The organism is Aeromonas bivalvium (assembly GCF_046078285.1).
Lineage (GTDB): Bacteria > Pseudomonadota > Gammaproteobacteria > Enterobacterales > Aeromonadaceae > Aeromonas > Aeromonas bivalvium.
In genome coordinates, this window is the sequence record NZ_JBGXBV010000001.1 from 1,430,375 (window position 1) to 1,443,859 (window position 13,485).

General features: G+C 63.6%; 13 protein-coding genes and 1 riboswitch. Of the genes, 7 read left to right on the forward strand and 6 right to left on the reverse strand.

Annotated elements, in window-relative coordinates; genetic code table 11:
* The first annotated feature begins 59 nt into the window (after positions 1–59).
* The 3 genes from ACEUCR_RS06495 (at position 60) to ACEUCR_RS06505 (ending at position 1,801) form a co-directional block, all read left to right on the forward strand.
* Positions 60–296 (forward strand): YheU family protein, encoded by a 237-nt coding sequence (locus tag ACEUCR_RS06495; RefSeq protein WP_111873405.1) that lies wholly within the window; start codon positions 60–62, stop codon positions 294–296.
* Between the two features lie 74 nt (positions 297–370).
* Positions 371–1,240, forward strand: a complete 870-nt coding sequence (locus ACEUCR_RS06500) for a phosphoribulokinase (RefSeq protein WP_041995531.1) — start codon at positions 371–373, stop codon at positions 1,238–1,240.
* A gap of 15 nt (positions 1,241–1,255) precedes the next feature.
* Positions 1,256–1,801, forward strand: coding sequence for a DUF4136 domain-containing protein (locus tag ACEUCR_RS06505; protein ID WP_408788875.1), 546 nt, complete (start codon positions 1,256–1,258; stop codon positions 1,799–1,801).
* A gap of 68 nt (positions 1,802–1,869) precedes the next feature.
* Here the strand turns inward: ACEUCR_RS06505 and ACEUCR_RS06510 are convergent, their stop codons facing one another.
* Both ACEUCR_RS06510 and ACEUCR_RS06515 read right to left on the reverse strand, forming a co-directional pair.
* Positions 1,870–2,169, reverse strand: a complete 300-nt coding sequence (locus ACEUCR_RS06510; protein ID WP_111873407.1) for an MliC family protein — start codon at positions 2,167–2,169, stop codon at positions 1,870–1,872.
* Between the two features lie 37 nt (positions 2,170–2,206).
* The gene (locus tag ACEUCR_RS06515) at positions 2,207–2,611 is read right to left on the reverse strand and encodes an OsmC family protein (protein WP_392445202.1); all 405 of its coding nucleotides are present in this window, start codon (positions 2,609–2,611) and stop codon (positions 2,207–2,209) included.
* 317 nt (positions 2,612–2,928) lie between these two features.
* Between ACEUCR_RS06515 and crp the strand changes: the two genes are divergently transcribed.
* Both crp and ACEUCR_RS06525 read left to right on the forward strand, forming a co-directional pair.
* Positions 2,929–3,567 carry a cAMP-activated global transcriptional regulator CRP gene (crp, locus tag ACEUCR_RS06520; protein ID WP_041995525.1) on the forward strand — a complete coding sequence of 213 codons (639 nt, stop codon included), beginning with the start codon at positions 2,929–2,931 and terminating at the stop codon, positions 3,565–3,567.
* A 188-nt stretch (positions 3,568–3,755) separates the two neighbouring features.
* The gene (locus tag ACEUCR_RS06525; protein ID WP_408788879.1) at positions 3,756–4,556 is read left to right on the forward strand and encodes a putative RNA methyltransferase; all 801 of its coding nucleotides are present in this window, start codon (positions 3,756–3,758) and stop codon (positions 4,554–4,556) included.
* Between the two features lie 104 nt (positions 4,557–4,660).
* On the opposite strand, the gene ACEUCR_RS06530 is transcribed toward ACEUCR_RS06525, so the two are convergent.
* The 3 genes from ACEUCR_RS06530 to ACEUCR_RS06540 form a co-directional block, all read right to left on the reverse strand.
* Positions 4,661–7,252, reverse strand: coding sequence for a glycosyl hydrolase family 18 protein (locus ACEUCR_RS06530; protein ID WP_408788881.1), 2,592 nt, complete (start codon positions 7,250–7,252; stop codon positions 4,661–4,663).
* Between the two features lie 115 nt (positions 7,253–7,367).
* Positions 7,368–7,455, reverse strand: a riboswitch (cyclic di-GMP riboswitch).
* Positions 7,456–7,640: 185 nt separating this feature from the next.
* Positions 7,641–11,129 carry a hybrid sensor histidine kinase/response regulator gene (locus ACEUCR_RS06535; RefSeq protein WP_408788884.1) on the reverse strand — a complete coding sequence of 1,163 codons (3,489 nt, stop codon included), beginning with the start codon at positions 11,127–11,129 and terminating at the stop codon, positions 7,641–7,643.
* Between the two features lie 70 nt (positions 11,130–11,199).
* Positions 11,200–11,331 carry a hypothetical protein gene (locus ACEUCR_RS06540; RefSeq protein WP_408788887.1) on the reverse strand — a complete coding sequence of 44 codons (132 nt, stop codon included), beginning with the start codon at positions 11,329–11,331 and terminating at the stop codon, positions 11,200–11,202.
* A gap of 10 nt (positions 11,332–11,341) precedes the next feature.
* On the opposite strand from ACEUCR_RS06540, the gene ACEUCR_RS06545 reads away from it, so the two are divergent.
* Together ACEUCR_RS06545 and ACEUCR_RS06550 are read left to right on the forward strand one after the other, a co-directional pair.
* Positions 11,342–11,920 (forward strand): DUF2975 domain-containing protein, encoded by a 579-nt coding sequence (locus tag ACEUCR_RS06545; RefSeq protein WP_408788890.1) that lies wholly within the window; start codon positions 11,342–11,344, stop codon positions 11,918–11,920.
* 7 nt (positions 11,921–11,927) lie between these two features.
* On the forward strand, positions 11,928–12,143 hold the full coding sequence (locus ACEUCR_RS06550; protein ID WP_111873412.1) for a helix-turn-helix domain-containing protein: 216 nt from the start codon (positions 11,928–11,930) through the stop codon (positions 12,141–12,143).
* A gap of 62 nt (positions 12,144–12,205) precedes the next feature.
* Here ACEUCR_RS06550 and ACEUCR_RS06555 read toward each other — a convergent pair whose 3' ends face one another.
* The gene (locus ACEUCR_RS06555) at positions 12,206–13,351 is read right to left on the reverse strand and encodes a 3-phenylpropionate MFS transporter (RefSeq protein ID WP_408788893.1); all 1,146 of its coding nucleotides are present in this window, start codon (positions 13,349–13,351) and stop codon (positions 12,206–12,208) included.
* Between the last annotated feature and the right edge of the window lie 134 nt (positions 13,352–13,485).

Below are 13,485 nucleotides of genomic sequence, written 5' to 3' on the forward strand. Positions count from 1 at the left end.
AGTTTGCAGCGCAGCCCCCCTGAATCGACAATGACGCATTCCCCTTCGAGAGCATACCCATGATCATTCCCTGGCAGAGCCTGGAGCCCGATACCCTGCAACGGCTTGTTGAGCAATTTGTGTTGATGGAGGGTACCGATTATGGCGAGCAGGAGTCCACTCTTGCCGACAAGGTTGAGACGGTTCTCACCCAATTGCGCCAGGGAGTGGCGGTGATCGTCTACAGCGAGCTGCACGAAAGCGTGAACATAGTGCCCGCCGATCGCTTCGATTCATCGTGGACAGAGCACCCTTAACCGGTACATTCTCCCTATCGATCCAGACGGACACCCCCTGCTGCGCGGGGGCAACAGCAAGGAAACAGACCCCAATGTCGGCCAAGCACCCCATCATAGCGGTCACCGGTTCATCCGGTGCAGGTACCTCCACCACCACCAACGCCTTTCGCTCCATGTTCCACCAGCTCGGCTACCAGGCGGCGGTGATCGAGGGCGACAGCTTTCATCGCTACACCCGTCCCGAGATGGACGTCGCCATTCGCAAGGCGCGGGAACAGGGGCGCCACATCAGCTATTTCGGCCCGGAGGCGAACGACTTCGCCCTGCTCGAATCCTTCTTCCAGCGCTACGGCCAGGATGGGACCGGCCAGTACCGCCGTTATCTGCACTCGTTCGATGAGGCCGTCCCCTTCAACCAGATGCCGGGCACCTTCACCCCCTGGCAGGATCTGGCCAGCGAGACGGACCTGATGTTCTACGAGGGGCTGCACGGCGGCGTGGTCACGGCGGATCACAACGTGGCCCGCCACGTCGACTTTCTCATCGGCGTGGTGCCCATCGTCAACCTGGAGTGGATCCAGAAACTCATCCGCGATACCTCGGAGCGCGGCCACTCCCGCGAGGCGGTGGCGGACTCCATCGTCCGTTCCATGGACGACTACATCAACTTCATCACCCCGCAGTTCTCGCGCACCCATATCAACTTCCAGCGGGTGCCGACCGTAGACACCTCCAACCCCTTCAGTGCCAAGGTGATACCCAGCCTGGACGAGAGCATGCTGGTGATCCGTTTTCGCGGCATCAAGAACGTCGATTTCCCCTATCTGCTGTCGATGATCGATGGCGCATTCATGTCCCGAATGAATACCATTGTAGTCCCCGGGGGCAAGATGGGCTTCGCGATGGAGCTGATCCTGCGCCCCCTCATCCAGCAACTGATCGAAACCGGCAAGATCACCTGACACGAGGCGACCCCCATGCGCACTATCTTGAAAACCCCCTGGCCACTCCTGCTGCTTGGACTGGTTGGCTTGCTCGGCGGCTGCAGCAGTGGCCACCAGGCCCCCGTGATCGACATGGGCACCCAGGTGACCCGTCCGGCCGAGCAGTGGCCCTTCCCGGCCCAGCCCCGCTACGCCCTGGCCGAGCAGTACCAGTATTCGGGGGCGAGCGCCGAAGGCTGGCTCGCTCCCCTACAACAGGCGGTGGCGCTATACCTCGATGGCAAGGGCTGGCGCAGCGCCCCCCTCGATGAGGCCGATATCTGGGTGGCGATCGGCGTCGCCGGCGCCCAGGACATCAGCGACGAGGCGCTGTTCGCCCGCCTCGGCATGAATCCTGGGGTACAGGCCAGGGCTGGCGCCCGCAAGGGGACCCTCGCCATCATCATGCTGGATCGCCAGCGGCAACAATCGGCCTGGAGCAGCGTCATCCAGCTCACCACGGATCAGGCCATTGCCGAATCACAGCGGGCGGCCTTCAGCCAGGAGCTGGTCGGCAAGATGCTCCGCACCCTGCCCTGAGCCCGCATCCGGCCCCCGCAAATGACAAAGGCCTGCATGATGCAGGCCTTTGTCCGTGCTGATGGCCGTTACAGCCGGGTACAGTTGAGCAGGGTAACCCCCTTCTGGGTCAGGGTCAGCTGATCCCCCTGGGTCCAGAACATGGTGACCCCGTCCGAGTAGCGGGCACTCTCTTTCTCGGATTCGACCCGACCCAGCTTCTGGTAGACCCCGTTCAGGGGAAATTGCACCATGTCGGCCTGGGGGTCATAGGTCACCGCCAACATCTCTTCACCACACTGATACTGGTTATATTGGTACTGGGTCGGTTGCGGCGAGCTACAGGCTGCCAGTCCCAATACGGGGATCAGAGCGACTAGTTTCTTCATTGCACTTTCCTTTTGTGATGACGAGAGAAGCGGGTTATCAGGCCTCAATGATTTGATAACTATGGGTAATTTCGACAGCTTTTTCCAGCATCAGGGAGACGGAGCAGTACTTCTCCATGGAGAGGGCGACGGCGCGAGCCACCTGTTTCTCGGCCAGCCCCTGGCCCGTGACCACGAAGTTCAAGTGGATCTTCTCAAACACCCTGGGCACAGTCTCGGCCCGCTCCCCCGAGAGATCCACATGGCAGGCGATCACGTTCTGGCGTGCCTTCTCCAGGATAGAGACCACATCGATGGAGCTGCACCCCCCCACCGCCAGCAGGATCAACTCCATCGGACTGGCCCCCTCACCCGGGTTGGCGCCGTCGAGGATCAGCTGGTGACCAGACTCGCTGTGACCCACAAACTTCATCCCTTCAACCCAGTTGACCTTGGCTTTCATCTTCATTACCTCATGCATGATACGAGTGTCCCGGCGGACGCGATGCCATAGCATACCCCAGCCGAGGCCGTCCCTGCACCCGGCCGAGGCGTCGACATCACCACAAGCCAGCGCAGGCTAGATCAAAATCAAGGTTTGTGGCGGCCAAGTTCCCTAGAATGCCCTGTCCAGTGCGGTAGCCAGCGCCCAAAGGAGGCCCTAAGCCTTGTCAGCACCGGCAAAGGCTCTTATCCTACTGCGACTGACACAAGGAATGGCAAGATTGGCAGCTTGCCCGGACGCACGAGTCCATAAAAAGACACTACAGAGGAAATCTCATGGTCATTGGCAAACCGCAAAGCGATCCCACCCTGGAATGGTTCTTGTCGCACTGCCACATTCATAAGTATCCCGCCAAGAGCACCCTTATCCATGCGGGTGAAAAAGCGGAGACCCTCTATTACATCGTCAAGGGTACGGTGGCCGTCCTCATCAAGGACGATGAAGGCAAAGAGATGATCCTCTCCTATCTCAACCAGGGGGACTTCCTCGGCGAGATGGGCATGTTTGAAGAGAACGACAACCCGGAGCGCAGCGCCTGGGTGCGCGCCAAGGGAGCCTGCGAAGTCGCCGAGATCTCCTACAAGAAGTTTCGTCAGCTGATCCAGGTCAACCCCGAGATCCTGATGCGCCTCTCCGGCCAGATGGCGCTGCGCCTGCAGCACACCAGCCAGAAGGTCGGCAACCTGGCCTTCCTCGACGTGACCGGCCGGATCGCCCAGACCCTGCTCAACCTGGCCAAGCAACCGGATGCCATGACGCACCCGGATGGCATGCAGATCAAGATCACCCGTCAGGAGATTGGCCAGATCGTCGGCTGCTCCCGGGAAACCGTCGGCCGCATTCTCAAGATGCTGGAAGAGCAGGAGCTCATCTCGGCCCACGGCAAGACCATAGTGGTGTTTGGCACCCGCTGACCGCGGTCAGCCCCAGGACAAAGGCTGCCGAGGCAGCCTTTTTCGATCCGGGCGCCGCACCTGCCCGGGTCGCGCCAAGATAAAACCCGTCGGGGCCGCCCTTTTCGGCGCAATCCCCCTATAATGCCCCCCAATCAGGCTCGGCACTCCCGTCAGCCTGCCAGCCCCCTTGATCGGAACGAGAAGCCATGCACCTGCAATGTCCCCGCTGCCGTCACCCCTTGCATCTTCACCAGGCCAGCAAGGGCCGCTACTGTGATAACAAGCACCACTTCGATCCGGCGCCAGAAGGCTACCTGGACCTGATCCCCGGCAAGAAGAATCCCAAGGACAGCGACAGCCGCGCCCTGATGCGCGCCAAGCGCCACTTCCTGGAGCAGGGCCACATGCAGCCCCTGGTCGACGCCATGGCCGGCCTGCTGACCCCCCTCGGCGAGCGTGAGCTGATCCACCTCGACTGCGGCGAAGGCTACTACTGCCGCGCCCTGGCCGAGCGTCTGCCCGGCTGGGGTTTCGCCGGGGTGGATCTGGCCAAGAATGCCGTCTTCGCCGCCAGTAAGGCGCAGCCCGAGGCCAGCTTCGTCATCGCCGATCCGGCCCGGGCGCCCATCATGCCGGGCACCGCCCAGCTGCTGCTGGTCAATGACCTCAGGGTCAAGACGGAGCAGCTGCATGAATGGCTGGCGCCGGGCGGTTATCTGCTCCATCTGCAGCCAGGCCCCCGCCACCAGTGGCAGCTGAGGGTCAGCCTCAATCCGGTCAGCATGGAGCATCCCCTGAGCTGGCCCGCCCTGGCCGGCTTCGACCAGCTGGCGCAGCAACGCTGCCAGTTCTCCCTGACCCTGGATCAGAAGCTGCGCGGCTTCGTGCTCGAGACCAGCCGTCTCGGCTGGCGCGCCGACGCCGAGCAGCGCCACAGGTTCATCCAGCAGGGCCCGGAGCAGCTCGAGCAGGATCTGCTGCTCAGCCTGTGGCAGAAGCCGCGCTGAGACGCCCAATAAAAAAAGGCCCGAAACGGGCCTTTTTTTATGGTCGTGGCATCCCTGCTGCTCCCAGCAGGGGCCCTTGCGGGGATCCCGCGCAACCGTCTGGATCAGTTGCAGCTGGCAGCCCCCTGATCCAGCCAGACGGCGGCCACACCGGGCTCATCCCCACGACTCCAGTACTGGGCTTTCCAGCTGCGGCCGTTATGGGTGGTGAGATCTCCCGCGTTGTAGGCCACGGCGGCATCCCAGCCCAGTTGCACATTGCTGACCAGCTTCCACTGATCGGCACTGCGGCTCGGCTCGTTGCCCTGGGTCCAGTACTTGGCCTGCCACACCAGCCCCTGATGGCTGACCTTGTCGCCGCCGTTATAGGTGGCACTGGCCTGCCATGCCGGCCAGTTGGCGGCATCCGGATCCGTGGCGCCACAGTCACCGCCACTCACCGGGGTCACGGTGAGACGGGTGCTGGCCTGGGTGTCCAGGGCACCGTCGGTGACGGTCAGGGTCAGGTCATAGGAGGTCGCCGCCTCCACCGCCGGGCCTGTCACCACCAGGGTGGCGCTGTCCTGACCGGTGGCGCTCAGGCCGGCGGGCAGGGTCCACTGATAGCTCAGGGCATCGCCGTTGGGATCGCTCGCCTGGGCCTGGATGCTCACCTGCTTGCCGGACTCGACGCTGACCGTGGCGGGCAGGGTCAGGGTCGGTGCCTGGTTGGGCTGCGGTGCCTTGTTGGTCACCACCACGCTGTCCTTGGCCGTCAATCCTTCACCATCGGTCACCGTCAATTCGAAGGTCAGGGTGACATCCGCACTGACGCCATCGAGATTGACGCTGGCCTTGGCCAGATCGGCACCGCTCAGTGTCACCTGAGGGCCGGAAAGCTGACGCCAGCCATAGGTGAGGGTGGTCCCTTCCGGATCCCGGGAGGCGGAACCATCCAGGGTCAGGCTGGCCGGGCCGGTCACGGTCAGATCGGCCCCGGCATTGGCAATGGGCGGCTTGTTGACGGGAGCCGTGCCATCTCCGTGACCCAGCCCTTCGTGCATGGCGTTGAGGATGTCGCCGTTATCCGAGTCGATCTCCCAGGCAAACAGGCCGCCGAGCTGATTGGCCTGCACGTACTGCCCCTTGGCCTTGACCGAACGGTCGTTGTCGAAGGTGATGAGATCCCCCGTGCTCGCCTTGAACACATAGGGGGCCTCGGCCACCTCGTCATAACCCTGCTCCCAGCCGGCGCCCATGTAGTCGTTCACTATCTGGCGATAGTCCACCACGCCGTTCTCCCAGGTGCCCTTGACCGGGCCGGTGGCGGTGCCGGTGAAGGGGTTGCCCGCCTGATAGCCGCTCACCCCGGTCCAGCCACGACCATACATGGCGGCGCCGACCACTATCTTGCCCGGGGTCACCCCCTGATCCAGCAGGGCCCTGACCCCCTTGTCCGTGGTGTACTTGGTGTCCGGATCCCAGCTGGCCGCAAACAGGTTGGTCTGGTGACCCAGCTCGGCATTGGTCCAGGCGCCATTGAAGTCGTAACTCATCAGGAAGATGTGGTCCATGTACTGCTGGGCCGCCTGATAATCGACCTTGGCTATCTTGTCGCCACCGGCGCTGATGGCCGAGGTGAGCTCGTACTGGCGACCCGTCTCGGCCTCCAGCTCGTCGAGCATGGCCCGCAGCTCCTGCATCAGGGTCACATAGGTGGCCCCATCGCTCGGGGCGCCGAGGTCGGGGTTGGCACCCGATCCCCCCGGGAATTCCCAGTCGATGTCTACCCCGTCGAAGAACTTCCAGGTCTGGAGGAACTCCTTGACCGAGGCGACGAAGGTGTCGCGCTTGGTCTTGTCACCGAGGAAATAGAAGGGGTCCGAGAGGGTCCAGCCGCCCACCGAGGGCAGGATCTTGAGGTCGGGGTGGGCCTGCTTCAATGCCATCAGGTTGCCGAAGTTGCCCTTGTAGGGCTCATCGAAGTCCTTGAGGTTGCCCTGGGGCATCTGGATGGCGGCCCAGGGATCGTGCATGGCCACCTTGAAGTCGGCGCGACCGGCGCAGGCGCGCTGCAGCGCCTCGAAGCTGCCCTCTATGCTCTTGAGGCCATCATTGATGCCATTGCCGCCGCAGATGGGGGTGAAGCCATAGAGGATGTGGGTCAGGTTCTGAGCCGGGATCTTGTCCACCGTGAACTTGCGGCCATAGACGCCCCACTCCACGTAGTAGGCCCCCACCACCTTGCCGGACTTGTTGACGTAGGGTTTGTTGTTCTCTTGCAGCGGGGCGTTGAGGGGCACCAGGTGGCTGCCATCTGTGTCGGCAACCACTATCTCCTTGGGATCGGAGCGGGTGCAGCCATCGGCGTTGCACAGCTCGATCTGCATCTGGTAGCGACCGCCCTTGGTCACCTTGAAGTTGGCGGTGCCGGAGGCGCCGGACGGGCCGCTCCACACCTCGACGCCGTCCAGCAGCACCTTGGCGGTCTGGCCCACGTCACCGGACCAGAGGTTCCAGCTCACGCTGACCGGCGCGCCGTCGGCATGGACGGTCACCAGCTTGTTGTAGGCGGTGGCGGCCTGATCCACCTCGACGATGGCAAACTTGGTCTCACCCCAGCCTATGGTGGGTTTGCCCGGGGCGGCAGCCTGCACCGAGGCGGCAAAACTGCCGGCGACCAGGAGGGCCAGCAGGGAAGGTTTTGGACTTAACATGTTGAATATCCTTATTTCGTTTCTCATTTTGGTCACGAAAAAGGCAACGCATGTCAGACAGGTAACACAGACAACATCCCCGCCCCGGCTTGGCGTCCGGTGGGAAACACAACCCTGTGGTGACCCCGCTATCTTAGGTACGACAGACCCTTAGACCGGAGGTTTTGCGTCCCGGCCTTTCGACCGGTTTGCCCTTTGGCACAACTTGATTCGCGATAAAAAAAATCGCCTGGGCAATATAGGCCACCCGGGGGGCTCAGGCAAACCCTCCCTGCGAGTCACCCCTTGTCGCAGGGATTCAAACAGCACAAAAAAGCGCCTTTTTACCGGCATTAAGCGCCATTTTTGTGGAGATCCTCTGCCAAGTTGCTTGCCCATTGCCAGAGGACTAATGTGTTAATTCGTGATCATCATCAAGTTTCCCGGTCCCCACCATGCTGTTCATCAACGCCCTGAGCTTGAGGGGCTTGACCGGCTTGCTGATGTAGCCATAGCCATGTTCGCGGATCTGGGCCTGCAATTCGCTCTTGCGATCCGCGCTGATGATGATGCCCCCCAGCTCCTTGCCAAGGGCGAGGCGCAGCATGTGCAGCGCCTGCAATCCTGTCTTGCCGTCGTCCAGGTGGTAATCGGACAGCACCAGGTCGGGCCTGAAGCTCGCCACCAGGATCTGGGCCTGGGCCAAATCCTGCACGCAGCGCACCTCGCAGCCCCAGCGCCCCAGCAGGGACGCCATGGCCACCAGGATCTCGGGCTCGTTGTCGAGGCAGAGCACCCTCACTCCCGCCAGCTGGCTGTCATGACGAAGCTGGGGCGCGGGCGTCGCCCTGGCCACCAGGGGACGACTGGCCAGGTTGAGGGTGATGGCAAACACTGAGCCGGCGCCGGGCCAGCTGCGCAGGGTCAGAGGATGCCCCAGCACCAGGGAGATGCCCCGGGCGATGGCGAGCCCCAGGCCAAGCCCCTGCTCGCGGGCGGTGCGGGAGTGATCCAGTCGCTGGAACTCCTCGAAGATGGCCTCCTGCTTGTCCTGGGGAATGCCGGGCCCCGTGTCCCACACCTCGATGCGCAGCTGCTGGCCCAGGCGGCGGCAACCGAGCAGGACCCGGCCCCCCGGGTTGTAGCGAAACGCATTGGTGAGAAAGTTTTGCAGCACACGGCGCAGCAGGCGGGCATCGCTGTGGACCGCCAGGCGGGTGTCCACCACGGCAAACTCGATGCCCCCCGCCCGGGCCAGCACCCCGAACTCCGCCTTGAGGTTGTCAAACACCTCCGCCAGGGCAAAGTCGAGCTTCCTGGCCTTGAACTTGCCCGCCTCGAGCCGGGAGATGTCCAGCAGATCCGTGATGAGATCCTCGGTGGCCCCCAGGGCATCGTCGATATGATGGGCGAGGCGAGCCGCCTCCCCCTCCCCGGGCAGCGTCTCGAGCAGGGAGGAGGTGAACAGCTTGGCGGCATTGAGCGGCTGGGTCAGATCATGGCTCACCGCAGCCAGGAAACGGCTCTTGGACTGGTTGGCCCGCTCCACTTGCTCGTTGACCGCCCGCAGCTGGCTGTTGAGGGCCGACAGCTCGCGGGTCCGTTCGGCCACCCGCGACTCCAGATGCTCGTTTGCCTCCCTCAGCACCCGCTCGGCGTCGCGAAACGGGGTGATGTCGGCGAAGGTCATCACGAAGCCGCCCCCCGGCATGGGGTTGCCCTGCAGCTCGATCACCCGGCCATCGGGCCGCTCACGGGAGGAGAGATGGGCGCTGCCACGGCGCATGAAGCCGACCCGGCGCGCCACATGGGCCTCGACCTCCCCCGGGCCGCACAGCCCCTTGACGGCGTTGTAGCGGATGATCTCCTCGATGGGGCGCCCCACCTGGATCAGCCCCACCGGGTATTGGAACAAGTCGATGTAACGCTGGTTCCAGGCCACCAGCCTCAGCTCCCTGTCCACCACAGAGATGCCGAGGCCGATATGTTCTATGGCCCCCTGCAGCAGGCCCCGGTTGAACCGCAGCACGTCCGAGGCCTCGTCCACTATGGTGGCGATCTCCTCGAGCTGCATGTCGCGCCCCTGCAGGGCCGAGGCCAGCACCAGCCTGGCCGACGAGGTGCCGAACACCCCGGCCAGCAGTCGCTCGGTGTGGGCGATGAGCCCGGCGCTGGCCTGCATCTGGGGCGCCAGGGTGCCGCCCGACTCGCCGGCGAAGCGGCCGAAGGAGCGCTTGACCCGGCTCGGGCCGACGAAGCGGGCCGCCAGCATCTCCAGCTCCTTGACCGTCACCTTGGCCTGATAGAGGGCCGTGGTATCCCGGCTGGCCTGGCCGACGAAGTTCGCCGCCTGCAATCGCTCGCTCACCGCGGCCCGGGTCAGCAGGGAGCCCGCCACATAACCGGTCAGGTTGAGCAACAGGCTCAGGAAGAGACACCAGGCCCCCAGGCTCAGGTCGCGAAAGGCGGGCCAGTCGGGGGGCGCCAACATGGCCTGCAAGGGGGATCCCGCCAGCAGGCCGCTTTCGGCCAGCAGGGTGATGAACCAGAGGCTGATCCCGAGGGCGAGCCCCAGGTAGACACCCTTGCGGTTGCCGTGACGCCAGTAGAGACCGAGCAGCAGGGCCGGGGCAAACTGGGCCACGGCGCCGAACGACAGGTAGCCGATGCGCGACAGGCTGGTGAGATCCCCGAGCCAGAGGTAGAGCCCCCAGGCGGCCAGCAAAATCAGCAAGATGGCGCCGCGGCGCACCTGCAGAAGCAGGTGCGCCAGCCGCTCGTCGCGTCCCCGTTGCCAGAAGCGGCGCAGCAGCACCGGCAGCACCAGATCGTTGCTCACCATGATGGCCAGGGCGATGGTGGAGACGATCACCATGCCGGTGGCGGCCGAGGTGCCGCCAAGAAACGCCAGCATGGCCATGCCCTGGTTGCCCAGCGCCATGGGCAGGCTGATGACATAGGTGTCCGAGGCCATGTCGGCCCCGACCCACTGCTGGCCCGCCAGGGCCAGGGGCCAGATGAAGAGCCCCATCAGAAACAGGTAGGCGGGAAACAGCCAGCGCGCCCAGTGCAGATCCTGCCCCTGGTTGTTCTCTACCACGGTCACGTGGAACTGGCGCGGCAGGCAGATCACCGCGCACATGGCGAGCAGGGTATAGATGGCGAGTTCGAGCAGGTTGCCCGGGCTCACATCGACCACGGCGCGGAAGAAGTCCCGGGTGACCAGATCCCGGCTCTCGTTGGACTGGCTCAGGATCAGCCAGAGGGCGAAGCCCCCCACCGCCATGAAGGCGAGCAGCTTCACCACGGACTCGAAGGCGATGGCCACCACCATGCCCCTGTGGTGCTCGGTGGCATCCAGGTTGCGGGTGCCGAACAGTATGCTGAACAGGGCCAGCAGCAGGGTGACACCGAGGGCCAGCTCCGCGGTATTGCCGGCGGGGCCCGCGGGCACGGCATTGGCCATCAGCAGGTCCAGCCCGGTGACGATGGCCTTGAGCTGCAACACCAGATAGGGCAGCACCCCTATGATGGCCACCAGGCTTACCAGCATGGCCAGACGCTGGGACTTGCCATAGCGGGCGGCGATGAAGTCGGCGATGGAGGTGATGTGCTCGCGCTTGGCCACCAGGATGAGCCTGGCCAGCAGGCGCCAGCCGAACAGGAACACCAGCATGGGCCCCAGATAGATGGGCACCGGGGACCAGGGGGACTCGCTGGCCTGACCGACGGTGCCAAAAAAGGTCCAGGAGGTGCAGTAGACGGCGAGGGACAGGCTGTAGAGCAGGGGCTGTCCCTTGAGGCGACGGCGCTTGTTCTTGTCCGCCCCGTAGGCGATGAGGAACAAGAGCCCAAGATATGCGAGTGACAACCCAATCAGCAGCCATCCCTGGTGCATCTGTAACCCCTTGTCCATGCTGAATATTTAAACGAAGCAGCCGCCAGTCTAGAGAGGAGTCGAAAGAATGTCATCCCCCGATGTCGGCACGTAATTTATCGTTTTTCAATAAAATACCCTTGACGGAATATCGAAAAACGATAAACATCAACACGACACCCTTGCCAAACAGCACCGGCAACCCATCCACATCGTCCACCATGAGGCCTATCATGACACCCAGCAAGCTCGCCCCCATGAGTACACTGATCGAATGGATCCTGTTGTTCGCCCTGGTGGCGACCCCGCTCATCACGGTAGCGGATACCTGGTCTCACCTGTTTGGCGGCGATGATCGACTGCAAGACGCCCTGCTCAAGGCCCTGGGACAACAAGGTGCCACTGGCCTGGCCAGCATGGGAGCCCCCTCCCTGAACGACTATCCCCTCACCCTCGGCAGCCGTCTGCTGGCCACCTTGATCCTGCTGCTGCCTGATCTCGTCTTCATGCTGATCCTGTGGCAGCTGCGCCAGCTGTTTCGTGGCTACCGCCACGCCATGCTGTTCACCTTCGACCAGATCCGCCGCTATCGCTGGCTTGGCTTGCTGTTGTGCGCCAGCTTCGTCACCGAGATCATCACCCTGCCCCTGGTAGACATAGCGCTCACCATGCAGGGCCCTTCACTGCACGGCACCATCAGCATAGGCTCGTCGGATTTCAGGTTGCTGCTGGCAGGGCTCATCGTCTCGGCGCTGGCACTGGTGATGTGGGAGGCCAAGCAACTGGCCGATGATCAGCAACTGACGGTGTGAGGAAACCATGCCCATCATCATCCGGCTCGATGCCCTGCTGGCCCAGCACAAGATGACCGCCCGAGAGCTGGCCCTGCGGGTTGGCATCACCGAAGCCAACCTCTCCATCCTCAAGAATGGTCACGCCAAGGCGATCCGCTTCTCCACCCTCGAGGCCATCTGCCGCGAGCTGCACTGCCAGCCGGGCGACCTGCTGGCCCACAGGCAAGCGGACGAGGCGTGATCCGGCCCGCCATCGATGAAAAAGGGGAGAGCCTTGGCTCTCCCCTTCTCGTTGCGTCCGTTTCAGTCTCTGCCAGAGAGACCCATATCGACATGTCGCCGCAGGAAGAACACCGGCAAGACCGCCAGCGCCATGAGGTAGAAGATGCCGCCCCCCAGGGGCCCGTAGAGCTGGCCGCTGAGGGTCATCAGGGCCGCCACCATGATGCCGAGGGAGAGGGCGGCGTAGAGCGCCTGGGCGCCGATCAGCTGCTCCGGGGGCAGATCCCGGGTCATGAAACGCACGGCACCCAGATGACTGATGCAGAAGGTGACCCCATGCAGCAGCTGCGCCAGCAGCAACAGGGTGAGGTCCGTGCTGGCCCCGAGCAGGCTCCAGCGCACCAGACAGCCGAGCGCCCCCACCAGGAACAGGGTCTGGGCCCCGAAGCGGCTGAAATAGCGTTTGTCGGCGGCGAACATGGCGATCTCCGCCACCACCCCCAGGGCCCACAGATAGCCGATGGCGGTGCCGCTATAGCCCGCCGCCTTCCAGTGAATGGCGCTGAAACCATAGTAGGCGCCATGGCTGCCCTGCAAGAGCGCCGTCACCAGCAGGAAGCGGCGCACGGCTGCACTCTTGAGGGTCTCTCTCAGGGAGGGGCGCGCCCGCTCGCCCACCACGTCCCGGGGGGCAGGATCCAGGGGCAGCCAGCTGAGCAGCACCATGAGCGCCAGCCCCAGCACCATGACATGCAGCACCCAGTCGCTGCCTAGATCGGTGATGAGGGTCCCCACCAGGGTGGAGGCGACGATGAAGGCGAAGGAGCCACACAGGCGCACCTTGCCATAGTCGAGCTGGGTCTGGATCACCATGCGGGTGGCGAGCGCCTCCCCCACCGGCATCAGGGTCGGGTAGATGAAGTTCGCCACCAGGGTCAGCACCACCAGCCACCAGAGGCTGTGGCCGAGATAGAAGCCGAGGAAGGCCAGCAGACTGAGCAGGCAGAGCAAGCGGGTGACCGGCAGCAGCTGGCCCGCCCCCTTGATGCGCCCCATCACCATAAGATTGCCGGCGAAGCGGATCCCCATGCCGACCCCCAGCAGCATGCCTATCTGCTCGGCGCTCACTCCCATCCCCTCGAGCCAGAGGGACCAGAACGGCAGATAGGCGCCATAGACGAAGTAGAAGGCACCAAAGAACAGGGCTAACCAAGAGAAGGCGGGCATAGGGCCTCAGGGGAGCGAAACGGGACGCAGATGATAACCGATTTTTGACCGGGGATCCTGTGACCAGGACGCCAGCCGAAATGAAAAACATCAATAAAATTGAACTATTGCCAGAGGACCCGTGTCTATTGAAC